Genomic DNA, 13,363 nt, shown 5'->3' on the forward strand with positions numbered 1-13,363 from the left:
GTTACTCCCTCACCTTCAGAGATTTCATTCCAGGCTGCCAATACAGAACTTTCCCTGTCTGCTCTTCATATATAGTGAGCGATTTCAATCCAGATTTTTCAGCCATTGCAGCTACATCTCCACGACAGAAGCCACACACAGGCTCTTTTGACACAGTCATAGTCATCTCACGACCTAGAGTCATGCCCTTTTCATAAGCCTGTTGGATCACTCCTACTTCAGCATGAGCCGTTGCCATATTTCCGTTAGGCATATCTTTACCAAGCTTTTCTATTTTGGCTTGTATCCTTCCATCTATAAGTGTTGGCTTATTAATATCGGCTAATGATGGTGGTCTCACTCCCTGATTAGTATCAGTGAACTTGTTGCCATCAACATTTCCTTTCGCAACAACCTTCAGATTCGCATCGACAATCTTGCCAAGTTGTTTCGCCGCTGCCGCACCAAGTACCGGAGTAACCGAAGCCATAATAATATCGGCCCCTTGCTTCAACTCGGTGTAATCTTTGGCTGTTGCGTAATCAACTCCTTTCGTTGTCATAAAGAAGTTGATCATTGCGTCTTGGATCTGCTGTTGATTCTGCGCATCAACACTGGTGATATTAAGCAGGTTTACTATCTTGCCGTAAGCATCCGCGTATTGCTGGCTTACCCTCGAGTTATACGGCCCGGTTTCATACTCACCTTTAGCCGCAATAACTTCCAGTCTCGCCGCCCCACAGGCCGCACTCGCTGCCGTACCATTTCCGCAAGCCTCGATCACCCTCTTGTCACGACTGATATCCAGCTCCATCAGTTCGTTAACTTTTTGTTGCGCCTGCACGCGCTCTGCCGGGTCTTTACTGCTGAGCTTCTGCTTCGCTATCTCAAACTCCGTCTTTTCAGACACGCTCAGATAGTTATTCTCCACCGCCGTCTTACCGGCCACACTACCGCCCACGGCGCCAGCCGTGCTGTCCGCTATCAGTCCACCCGCCAGCCCGGAAGCCAGTTGGCTCAGCGCGCTGACGTTTTGCTTCTCGGCCTCCGTCAGCGCCGACGGTGCCTTGCCATAATACTGCTCGCTGATGATTTTAGCAGCCAGTTCACCGCTCGCCGCACCTGCAGCTCCCGCCGCCACGTTATTGCCCGATACCAGCGCCACCAGGGCTCCCGCCACCGCATGCGCTGCCGCGTTCGCCGCCGTGTTGCCCTCCGTCCGGCTTTTGATTTCCTTCGCCAGATAGGGGGCCAGTGCACCACCCGCCGCCGCCCCGATATCACCGCCGCTGAGCCCCGCCAGCGCCGCGCTGATGGCCGTACCCGCCGCCCAGAAGTTGCTGCCGACCCCATACGCTTCTTGCGCCGCCTTATACTCCGGCGAGGTTTCCAGCATCTGCTGCCGCTGCTCTGGCGAGGCACTCAGGTAAGCCGGGTCTTTGCTCAGTTTTTCCGCTGCCGCACGCTGCGCCTGCAGCATCTGCTTGTTGCCGTAGTCGCTCACCAGCTGCGTCGCCAGTTGTGTGACTCCCTGGGTAAACGCCAGGTTGTCCTTCACCTTCGCTTCATCAAAAATTTTATCGATACGTCCGTTGGCGTTGTCCGTATCCCGGCTTAACTCTGCGACATCCTGAGTTTGGTTCGCCGTATCGCGGATATCAATCTGGCCCCCGGCGATGGCCGACTGCGTGGTACCGCTCGCCTTGCCCTTCTCCTTCGCCAGCCCGCCACCGGTTGGCCCGCCGGTCGACAGACCGAACCCGCTACTGCTAGCCTTGTATTCCGCCTTGTTATCGATGGAATCCCAGCCCAGCGTGCCGGTCGACAACTGGTTTTTGATGCTGTCCGCCGTCGAGGCAATCACCCCACCGTTAAGCTGAGTGTGTTTGCCGACGTTGATATCAAACCCTTTATCACCCGCGAACAGCCCGCTTTGCTCACCCACGCTGGCGTATTCGCTGTCGATTTTGGTCTGGCTCATGCTCAGCGATGCCGACCCCGCCATCGAACCGAAGGTAAAGCTCGCACCCGCGCTGCTGTCCTTCTGCCAGCTGTGGTAATCGTCGGTATCCTGCAGGCTGCTGATGGACAGGTCACGACCGGCATCCACCTTAATCTTCTCACCCAGCGCCTGCGCGCCGGACAGCACCGTATCGCGCCCGCTGCTCAGGCTCAGTTCATCCCGTGCATTCACCCGCGTGTTAACGTACTCGGTGCTGTTGCCGTCGCTGGCGCCTTTCGACTGATAACCGCTGGCCGAGGCACCAATGCCGGTCTCCTGCCCCAGCGAGATATGCACCCCGGCGTTCCAGCCGCTGCTGTTGTTCTTGCTGGTTTGCTCCCTGTTGTTGCTTGCCGCGTCCAGCAACACGTCGTTTTGCGCTACCAACGTCACCTTGTTGCCGGTGATACCGCTGCCGCTGACATGCACGTCACCGCCAGCTCCATTCGCCCCCGTGGCGACCAGCGCGACATTGCCGCCCGCCGTCAGGTTGCTGCCGCGTACCTGGTTTTGCGCCAGTTCAGACTCGGAGGTGCTTTTGCTGGCACCCACGCTCAGTTGCACTTTCACGCTATTGGACAGCTCACCGTTGGCCAGCCCCTGCGCCTGATCGGCGCTAGCCTCCGAGTTAACCCAACCGGCGCGCACGGCCTGTACCGCGTAGAGGGCTTTCAGCCTGCCGTCGCCGGTGTCCTCCACACGCTTCAGCGAATCATTGATCGCCAGCAGGGTATCGGTGATGGGGCTGGATACCGACACCGTCAACCCGCTCTGCTTCTGCTCGTAGCGCTCCTTGCGCCGCAACAGGTCATTGCCCGGATCGATCCTGATGTCCCCCGCCACCACGTTCAGATTCTTATCCGCAATCACATCCGCGCCGCCGATATGCGCCTTGCCGCCTGCGATGATATTCACGTCGCCGCCGGTCGAGCCAATGGTGCTGACGCTCTGGCTTTGGGTGGTGCCGTCTTCGTTCAACTGGTGGCGCGACGAGGTGCTGCCGAAGGTGACGCCGATGCCGCCGCCGCTGAACATGCCGCTGGTTTTCTTCTCGTTCAGCCGGTAACTCGATTGTTCTTCGGTGGCCGCCACGATCGCGACATTATTGCCTGCCTGCAGGCTGACCTTGCCGTCGCCCACTACCGTCGAGCCCTGTACCTTCAGGTCGTTGCCGGCGTTGAGCGAAACGTTATTGCCGCTCAGCAAGCTGCCTTTCTCGCGGGTGGCATAGTCCTCTTTCACCGTATGGGTGGTGGTCTTGGACAGCAAGCCTTTCCTGGTTTTGGTCTCCTCGAAGAAGCTGTAGTCGCTCTCGGTGGCGCTGTTGAGCGCGATATCGCGCCCGGCGTTGACCGAGACGTCACCACCTGCCTGTACCTGCGCGGCGTTGAGGGTCGCGTCGCGTCCGGCCTGCATGTGCGTATCGCCACCGCTGGCGATTTCAGTGCCTTGTTGGCGGAAAGAGTCGTTCACCTGCTGCTTGCCGCCGTCGTGGCTCGCCTGATACTCCCGACTTTGCTGCGCGTTGAGGTCAAGGTCACGCCCGGCGTTCAGCCCGACATTGCTATCCGCCACTATCGCCGCCGCCTGCGAGTTCAAGTCACGCCCGGCCTGCAACTGCAAATCGCCGCCGCTGGCGAGGGTGCTGCGGGTAGTGCCACTGCTGATGCGCTCGTTGCCGTTATGTTTATCGGCGGTATAGGTATTGTTGGCAATCAGGTTAACGTCGCCGCCCGCTTGCAGCTTCATTCCGCCGCCGGAGGTCACTTTCGCGCCGGTAATATCGATGTTCCGCCCGGCCTGCATGCTCAGCCCGTCTTCGGCGCTGATGGCGGCGATATCGCCAATTTCAGTACGCGACAGGGCCAGAGACTCGCCGCCCAGAGAACCTTTGGCATCCCATTGGCGGGTCTGGGTTTTGTTGATGATGCTGCCGTCGAGGCTTTCCAGCGCCACCTGCCGGCCGCTGAGGGTGGAACCGATATTGTTGATGTCGCCGATGGCGGTGAGTTGCAGCTCGCCCGCGGCATCGATCAGCCCGCGATTGATATTGCTGATGCCGCTCTGGCTGGTAACGCTCAGCCGCTCGCCACCCTGCAACGTACTGCCGTCGTTGTTGATGCTGCCGGCGTTCAGATTAACGCTGTTGCCTGCAATCACGCTGCCACTGAGCGGTGCCAGGTCTTTTTTGGCCAGGTACAGCTTCGGTGCCAGCACCGTTTGGCCATTGACCGTCACCTTCTCCCACCAGACTATGCTGCTGTCCAGCTGTGCCACCTGCTGCGGTGTCAGGCTGATCCCGAGCTGCAAATTCAGGCCGCTCTGCGCCTGGGCGGCGTTGTCGATAAGCTGTTGCATCTGCTGCAGATCAGAGCCGACGCCGTTGATATAACGCTTGCCGGTCTGGGTCAGCAGGGCGTTGCTGATGTAACGGGTATCGAACGCCGCATCGCCGAGGAAACGGTAGTCGTAGTCCGGATTCAGTTTGAGGCGATCGAGGAAATAGGCCGAACCGATAAACTGCGTTTCGTTAGTGAAGCGGCTGTCATTTTCACGCGGCGCAGCGCCGGGCTGCTGGCCCAGCATGGCGTACAAATCGTTGAACAGGCCGCTGTCCAGTTGCCCCAGACCATCCAGTTTGGGGTTGGTAGCGATCAGGTATGGGCTGTTCGGATCCTCGGTCGGGACGAAGCGGCCATTGCCGCCATTCGGCAGCGGGTAATCCGCCAGTTCGGCGGCGTTGTTGCCGAGCGAACCCAATGCACTCTGCAAACTGTCGCGCCACGCCGGGCCGCCGACGGCGACACCCTGATCGCCCGCCAGCCCTTGCTGCTGTACGCCATCGATGGCATTCGGTTGTTGCAGGCCGTCGAGCGTTGGCCGGACGATCGAATGGCTCACGCTGCCGGCATTCGGCGTTACTGCCGTGTTACTGATAGTGTCGGTAAAGCTGGCGTTAACCGCACCGCCAGCCTGAATGACGGAACGGTAAAGAACCGCATTTTCGTTCTCGTACTCCGGCTGGCCGGTTAAACGGTACTGAATGGATGTATTGACGTTATCACGGATATAACCACCGCTCTTTTTGAAGTCAGCCAGAGAATGGTGTTTGTCGAAATCATATTGTGCAACTTCTCCGTCATAACGGTAATTCAGGTACTTATTCTGGCTGCCTGCTTGTGTGCTCTCATTGTTCAACGTGGCGCCGGTCAGTGAGATATTGCCACCAGCCAACATATCGCTGGCGATATTATCGAAACGGGTGACATTGCCGACAATGTTCTTGCCTGCCGCAATGCGCCCAGCGCCACCGCTCGTGGTGACAGTCACTCTGGAGGATTCAACCAGGATTTTTTTATCGACGGCGGCGGCTTTCGGTGCCAGATAATAGTAATCATCAACGGAACCATTGCCATGCCCCATGCTACCGCCGGTACGCACGGTTTCGATGTAATAGCCCAATTCGCTCTCAGGCAAATCCCCCAGTTTCATACCGACCAGAGGCTGACCATTCCACAGCGGATCCCTGATTGCTGTCTGCTGTTCCTTACTAACCGACCACCCATCACGTTGGTTAAGCAGGTGCGCGGTTTTTATCTGGATATCGCCGTTTTCAGTCTCGACGGTGCCGGAAGTATTGACGATCTCGCTGTTGGCATTGCCGTCGGCATCTTTCTGCATCCACAGGCTGTTGCCCGCCAGAATATCGCCGCGCTGGTTGACGATGCGATCCGCCATCAGCTGCATATTGCCGCCGCCGTACAGCATGCCGCTGTTAAACAGCTGATTGGCGGCAATCAGCAGCAGATCGCCGGCGGTACCGATAAAACCGTTGTTGGTAATGTCACTGCGGCTGAGCAGTTGCACTCGCCCGCCCGATTGCAGACTGGCGCCACCGTTTTGTTTGATGCTCTCAGCCTCGAGACGCACCTCTCCGCCACCGCCGCGTACCGTGCCGGCGTTAGTCAGCAACCCGCGGCTGCGCAGGTTCAGGCTTTGCCCCTGAGTGGTCCCTTGCAGCAGAATATCGCCGTCGGCTTCAAGGCTCAGCGCATTGCCCGCCGCCAGGGTACCTTGCTGAGTAAAGGCCTCTTTCAACGTCAGCGCGATGTTGCCCAGCGCCACCAGTTGACCGTACTGATTCAACAGGCTGCCTGCCAGCATCGCATCACCGGCGCTGAACAGCTTGCCACCCTGTCGGTTATCCATCTGCCGCGCTTCGATCGCCATCTGGCGCGTCGCCAGCAGCGTACCGGCATTCTCCAGGCTGTCCGCCTTCAGTTGCAGATTGCCGCCTTGCAGCGTCCCCTGATTATTCAGGTTTTTGAGCGTCAGTTGGTTATCACCGGCGGCGAGAAGCGTACCGCTGTTATCAAGCTGCGATCCGTTGAAGATCAGGCTACCCGCCTGCAGCCAGCCGGCGTTATTCAGCGTTGGTGCCTGCAGATCCAACGCGCCGCCGACGATCAGCTTGCCCGGGTTGATCAACTGACGATCCAGCCGCAGTGCGCTGCGCCCATCACCCTGCATCTCACCGGCGTTGTTCAGCTCTGCCGCCGTCAGTTGCAGCACATTTTGGCTGCGCACGTTGCCGCCGGCCAGGTTATTGAATACCCCACTCAGCTCAGCGTTAAGGCTGTTTTTCCCCAGCAGCCTGCCACCGTTGTCCAATTGCACGGCCGTGAGCCGCAGATCCCCCGCCTGCATCAGGCCCGGATTCTCGATGCGTTCCGCATTCAGCCGCAGTTCGCCGTCGCTCAGCATCTGCCCCGAGGCCTGCTGCACTGCTGCACCGGCGATCTCGGCATCAAGCCGGTTAACGCCGGTCAACACACCGCCGTTATTCAGGTTGTCGCCTTTCAGGCGCAATGCGGCGGCCTGCCAGTTGCCTTGATTGTTCAACGCCAGCGCCGTCAGCGCCGCTTCGCCATTAGAGACGATTTTGCTGCCCGCACCGGCGTTGAGATCGCCGCTCAGATCCACTCGGATCAACTGTTTTGCCTGCAAGGTGCCGGTATGATCCAACTGCCGCGCCGACAGCAGAATGCGAGCGCCCTGCCAGAGCCCAGCGTTATTGACCGCTGCCGCCGCGACGTCGAGTTCACCGCCGCTCAGCAACTGGCCACCGGCAAGGTTATGCAGATCCTGTTGCAGTTGCAGCGCCAGCTTTTTCACGCCGATCAGGTTGCCGCTGTTGTTCAACGCGTCGGCTTCGATCTGTGCGCTGTCGCCCTGTACTTCTCCCCGGTTATCGATGCTGTCGGCCTTCAGCCTCAGCGCGCCTTCCGTCAATACCTTACCGCCGTTGTCCAGCACGTCGGCGTTCAATGCCAATGCCCCACGGCTCAATACCTGCCCCTGGTTATCCAGTTGGCCAACCCACGCGGTCAGCCCGTCAATCCCCAGCGCGCTGCCGGCGTTGTCCCAACGCTGCGCGGTGATATCAATAGCCTGCCCCTGCAGCTTGCCGACGTTGTTCAACTGCGCGCTTTGCAGCGCTAACACGCCGCCAGCGAGGATCCGCCCCGTCAGGCGGTTTTGCAGGTCCTGAGCAGTAACATCCGCCTTGCCTTTAGCCTGCAGCAGCCCACCGTTGTCCAGAGCGCTCGTATTGATTGCGACGTCTTTCGCCGCAAGCCGTCCGGCGTTATTCAGCCGCGGAGCGGCCAGCGTCAGTGCGTTGTTCGCCACCAGCACGCCCAGGTTGTCTACCGACTGCGTGAAAGCCAAATCCAGCACCGTAGCACCTATTGATCCGCTGTTGGTCAGCCGCTCGCCGCGCAGAGCCAGTTGCTTGCCGGCCAGCAGTTCACCCTGCTGATCAAGACGATTGACGGCCAGCGTCAATTGCTCACTGGCGTGCACCTGCCCGCGCTGGCTCAAATAATCCCCGCGCCAGTCGAGGTTGCGAGCACCGAGCTCTGCGGTATTGTCCACGGTAGCGCCGCTGACCTTCAGATCCCCCAGCGTGCTGAACACGCCGGCAAGTTGCGCACCCTCGGCGACTTTCAGAGACATACCCTGTTTGGCCTGGGTTTGTCCGCTCGCAGCGGCAATCAGCCTTTGGCTGTCGATCGTCAGCTCGCGCTCCGCAGAAAGCAGCCCGCCGAGCCGCACCTCATCCCCCTGGAGCGCGATGTCGCCATCACTGAGTAGCGAAGAACCCTGCGCGGTTTTCAGCGCGCCGCCATTAAATGCTACGCTCTGTTTGCCGGTAGCGCTGCCGGCCAGTAAAAACTCGCCCGCTTGCACCGTCAGCGGGCCGTCGGCATACAGCGAACCGTCCACGTTCAGGCCATTCTTCACCGTCAAATCAAGCCGTTGTTGAGAACCGATCAGCCCCTGATTGTTCACGCCATCGGCGTTGATCGTCAGCTCGCCACCCGCCTGCAGTTTGCCGCTGTTATCCAACTGCCTGCCGGTCAGGTTCTGCGCCCCCTGCGCCTGCATCAATCCGGTGTTGGTCAGTTGCTGCGCCTGAACCCGGCTGTCGCGATTGGCGGCCAGTTGGCCACGGTTATTCAACGTGTTGGCCTGCAGTTGCAGGTCACGCCCGGCCGTCAATGTTCCCCGCCAGTCGCCAGCGCCGCTGAGCGTCAGCCCGATATCGCCTTCGGCGGTCACCCGGCTGGCCACACCGCCGGTGAGGCTGTCTGCCAAGAGGTGCAGATCGCCGCCCGACGCAGCGTTACCCCCCAGCATCAGTGCACCGGCCTGCAGATCTACCTGCTTCAACCCGGCCAACATAGACGCGTCGTCCAGTTGCAGGCCACGTTGCGCCTGCGCCGTTATCGTCCCGGCAGTGAGGCGGCTGTTATTCCATTGCTGCTCCCCGGCGTTCACTTTCAGCGTTTGCGCGGCGGTAGCCCGTTGTTGCTTATCGGCGCCGGCCAGCAATGTGCTGCCGTCGGCCTGCAGTTTGCCGGCAGCGTTAAGCGTCATATCGCCTGCCGCACTCAGCGTGGCCTGATCCAGCGCGATATTGCCTCCGCTGTTCAGGGTTATCGCCTGCCCGGCCTGGTGGCTGCCGCTCAGCGCCAGGTCGGCCGCATTCGCGCTCAACGCACCCTGCGCCAACGAATTGTGCAGCGTCAGCTTGCCCCTGGCGTCGAGGTTGATATCCCCCTCGCGGGCGTGAAGGTTGCCGAGATTCACCCCCACGCCCTGTTCACTGGACACCAGATGGATGCGGTTGGCATACATGCCGCCGAGCGCGCCGGTGTCGATAGCCACCCTGGGTGCGGCGCCGTGGCCGGCGATCGGCGTGGCGTTGCCTGCGGCGTCTACCTGGTTGGCGCCGAGCGTGATGCGGGCGTCTTTAGCGTGCAGTTTTGCGTTGATTTCGGTGGCGCGGGCGATCAGGGCGAATTTATCGCTCTGGCTGGCATCCAGCCCTTTACCCTGAACGGTGATCGCCCCCTGAGTCACTTCCAGCGCCTGCAGCTTGCCGTCGGCACCCAGTACCGGTTTGCCGGTGGTCAACGTCACATTGGGGGTATTGATAAAACCGCAACCGTCGCAGGTGATGCCATAGGGGTTGGCCACCATCACGCTGGCCTGCTTGCCCGCCACTTCCAGGTAGCCTTGCAGCTGTGAAGGATTGGGCGCCACCACTTCGTTAATGATGCCCTGCGCTGCCTTGCCGGCCTGCAGGTTGGGGTTATTCTGGATCAGGCCGCCCAGTTGGCTCTGGTTGAGCTGACCGGTGGCGTTATTGAGGATCAGGCCTTCTTTGCCGACGTTGAAATCATTGTATTTATTATGAGAGATACCGGCCTGGTTCGGTGTGGCGATATTGACCACCGGCACGCCATTGGCGGCCTGATCGACGCGGGTATTGCCTTCGGCGACGTTAACGCCTGCGGCAAAAGCCGGAAGCAGCGGCTGGCCGGCCAGCAGACCGCACAGGGTGTAACTCAGCAGGCGCTGGTAGGCATTGAGCGGTTGATTATTTTTATGTTTCATCCCTGAAACCTTCCTGTACGTTAACGTTAAAGTACGATATTGACCCGGTAATACACCGACACCCGATCCGGCTTCAGCCAATCTGGATAAGCCAGCGGCCAACCGACGGTCAGTTGGCTGCCGAAATAGCGGTTGCGGCTGCCCAGCCCGATGGCTCCGCCCCACAACGTGCCGCAAGCGTTGGCGTCCAGCGCGTCGTGATGCAGCCAACCGCCGTCCAGCGCGGCCAAGGCGTTGATACTGCCCAGATACGGCAGCGTCACCAGCGTCCGGTTAACTTCATTGCGCCAATAGCCGCCCTTGTCGCCGGAAAGATACTGTTCTTTGAAGCCGCGCACCGAGCTCTCGCCGCCAATCGTCAGGCGCTCGCTGCCATACAAACGGTGGGGCGTCCACTGGCCGTACAGGCTGGTGAGGTAAGTCCAGTCCTGCGTCAACGGCAGGTAGTAACTGCCGGAAAGCGAAAGCTTGTGGAACTCGGCGCGTGGCGCTTCCTTGATTTTACCGCTGTCGTCTTCGGCACCCAGCCAGGGCACGCCGCGGCTGTAGGCCGGGTTTAACGTGGCGAAGCCGCCCAGCAATTTCTGGCTATGGCCGAGCCCCAGCGTGACGCTGGTCAACTTGCGACTGCTGCTTTCCAAACGGGTATCGTTGAGAGCGTTACGGTTAATGCGGTGCGTCAGCCCCACAGACAGGCCGGTTTTCATTTCACCATCGCGAAACAGTACCCGCGACAGACTCAATCGGTGAGTCTGGCTGTCGCCGCTGGATCGCCAGTCAAAGCCCTGATTATTGATGGTGGCCAGGTAGTCGCTGTAGGCATAGTTATAATCCAGCAGCCAATAGCCATAAGGCAGGCTGACGCCGGCCTGCACGCTGCGTGCATTGTGATCCTTGGCAAAATCGCTGCTGCGCGCGCCAGAAACGAACCACTGGTCCGCCACGCCCAACAGATTATTGCCGGTCAGCGAGCCGTTGATTTGACCGGTACCGGTACTCTTCTGACCGCTATTATCAAACCCCAGCCCCAGCATCAGCGGGAACTCGGGTTTGGCGCTCAAATTGACCACCGAATAACCCGGCCTGCTGCCGGGCAGAATTTCAATCTGCACCGGCTGCTGCCGCAGGCGATTGATCTGCTCCATGCCCTGTTCGATATCGCGCAGATTGAGAATATTGCCCTGCAGGCCGGGGAAAGCCATTTTCAGCATGCGATCGTCGTGCTGTTCCAGCAGGATCTTTTCCAGCTTGCCCTCCAGCACCAGCAACCGTAGCTCCCCACGCGACAAATCCTGCTCGGTCAGGAATGCGCGGCTGGTGATATAGCCACGGCTGATATACCAATCGGAGATCTTCTGTACCAGCGTTTGGATTTGGCCCAGATTCAGGCAGCGTTGCAGGTAGGCTTGAGTTAACTCCTGCCGCGCGCCGGCCGGCAGGTGGTCTGCGCCTTCCAGCCGAAGGGTGGTGATGGTGAAGCAGGGTCCGCCAGAGCTGGCGTTTGATTCTGCAGACGCGGGCAACGTCGGTGTCAGGTTGCGTTGCAGTTCCTGCCGCTGCTGCTGATTTTGCTCAAGCAATTCACGCTGCTGCTGTTGAATACTGTCGCGATCCGCCGGGCTAAGCAGGTTGGCACCAGCGGTGGAGGAAAAGAAAATGCAGAGTAAAGCGGCTGAAAGCCGCCGAGTTACTGAATCCATTCAGAAGGCCGTCCCTATGACTTTTTCGGCATTCTAAAGGCGGCGTGCGGCAGGTAACAAGGCATAAATTATTGGTGAAACATTAGATGGCCTAACCAAACAAGAAAAATCTTAAACAAAAACCCCATAAGATCAGTTTTTACACTTAAAAATGGCTTATTGGTTTTCTCTAATCGGAAAAAGCAGCGAATCCGTCTTAATTATGGCTAATGCGATAAGCACCGCAAAAAACGAATTTATTGGGGCCGTGAACCGGCCCCAGAAAAGAACTACGCGGTACCGCCAACGGTCAGCATATCCAGCTTCAGGGTCGGCTGACCGACGCCCACCGGCAGGCTTTGCCCCTCTTTGCCGCAAACGCCCACGCCTTTATCCAGCGCCAGATCGTTGCCGACCATCGAAATCTGCTGCATCGCCTCAATGCCGGAGCCGATCAGCGTCGCGCCCTTCACCGGCTTGGTAATGCGGCCTTTCTCAATCAGATAAGCTTCGGTGGTGGAGAACACAAACTTGCCGGAGGTGATATCCACCTGGCCGCCGCCAAAGTTCGGCGCATACAGGCCGTACTCCACGCTGGCGATGATCTCTTCCGGCGTGGATTTGCCCGCCAGCATGTAAGTGTTGGTCATGCGTGGCATCGGCAGATGCGCATAGGACTCGCGGCGGCCATTGCCGGTCGGCGCAACGCCCATCAGGCGCGCATTCAGCTTGTCTTGCATGTAGCCTTTCAGGATGCCGTTTTCGATCAGCACATTGTACTGGCCCGGCACGCCTTCATCATCGATGGCCAAGGAACCGCGGCGCCCCTGCAGGGTGCCGTCATCCACCACGGTGCAAAGCTCGGAAGCCACCAGTTGGCCCATCTGGCCGCTGAATACCGAAGTACCGCGACGGTTGAAATCCCCTTCCAGGCCGTGGCCTACCGCTTCATGCAGCAGCACGCCGGGCCAGCCGGCGCCCAGCACTACCGGCATATTGCCGGCCGGGGCCGCTACGGCGGAAAGGTTAATCAACGCCATGCGCACCGCCTCTTTGGCGTAAGCGTCGGCACGGACGTCGCCATCGGCGATTTCCAGGAAATAGTCATAACCGAAACGGCCGCCGCCGCCGCTGGAGCCGCGTTCACGCTTGCCGTCCTCTTCCACCAGCACGCTGACGGAAAGACGCACCAGCGGGCGAACATCCGCCGCCAGGGTGCCGTCGGTCGCGGCCACCAGGATTTGTTCATACACGCCAGTGATGCTGGCACTCACTTCCTGCACCCGCTTATCGGCCGCACGGGCAACCTTATCAACGCGGTGCAGCAGGGCAATTTTCTCTTCGCGCGGCAGACTTTGCAGCGGGTCGAGCAGCGGATACAGCGCTTTATGGCTGATTTCACCGAGCGTATGCACCCGACCGTCACCGCTGTCGCGCACGATGCTGCGCGCCGCCTGGGCGCTTTGATGCAGGGCGTTCAGGGTTATCTGATCGGCATAGGCGAAACCGGTTTTCTCGCCGCTGACGGCGCGCACCCCGACGCCCTGGTCGATATTATAAGAACCATCCTTGATGATGCTGTCTTCAATCACCCAGGCCTCATGGTAGCTGGACTGAAAATAGAGATCGGCATAATCGAGGCGGCGTTCGGCCAGTTGCCCCAAGACAGAGAACAGGTCCTGGTGGCTCAACTTATTCGCAGCAAGTAACTGCTCACTGACAAACGTCAGGCTCATAA

At 59.5% G+C, this 13,363-nt stretch carries 3 protein-coding genes; all 3 read right to left on the bottom strand.

The genetic code is table 11. The features are described from left to right. Position 1: 1 nt before the first annotated feature. Complete coding sequence (locus tag SERAS12_RS22500; RefSeq protein WP_013814704.1) at positions 2-9,946, bottom strand: hemagglutinin repeat-containing protein; 9,945 nt, start codon at positions 9,944-9,946, stop codon at positions 2-4. Between the two features lie 26 nt (positions 9,947-9,972). Further along, positions 9,973-11,646 (bottom strand): ShlB/FhaC/HecB family hemolysin secretion/activation protein, encoded by a 1,674-nt coding sequence (locus tag SERAS12_RS22505; protein WP_013814705.1) that lies wholly within the window; start codon positions 11,644-11,646, stop codon positions 9,973-9,975. A 269-nt stretch (positions 11,647-11,915) separates the two neighbouring features. Continuing rightward, positions 11,916-13,361 carry a metalloprotease TldD gene (gene tldD / locus SERAS12_RS22510; RefSeq protein ID WP_013814706.1) on the bottom strand — a complete coding sequence of 482 codons (1,446 nt, stop codon included), beginning with the start codon at positions 13,359-13,361 and terminating at the stop codon, positions 11,916-11,918. Positions 13,362-13,363: the final 2 nt, after the last annotated feature.

It is taken from the genome of Serratia sp. AS12, from assembly GCF_000214195.1.
In the GTDB taxonomy this organism is placed as follows: domain Bacteria; phylum Pseudomonadota; class Gammaproteobacteria; order Enterobacterales; family Enterobacteriaceae; genus Serratia; species Serratia plymuthica.

Bases quoted from the DNA above. Each gene is read 5' to 3' on its own strand.
- SERAS12_RS22505 (WP_013814705.1), bottom strand. From the start codon at position 11,646: ATGGATTCAGTAACTCGGCGGCTTTCAGCCGCTTTACTCTGCATTTTC.
- SERAS12_RS22500 (WP_013814704.1), bottom strand. From the start codon at position 9,946: ATGAAACATAAAAATAATCAACCGCTCAATGCCTACCAGCGCCTGCTG.
- tldD (WP_013814706.1), bottom strand. From the start codon at position 13,361: ATGAGCCTGACGTTTGTCAGTGAGCAGTTACTTGCTGCGAATAAGTTG.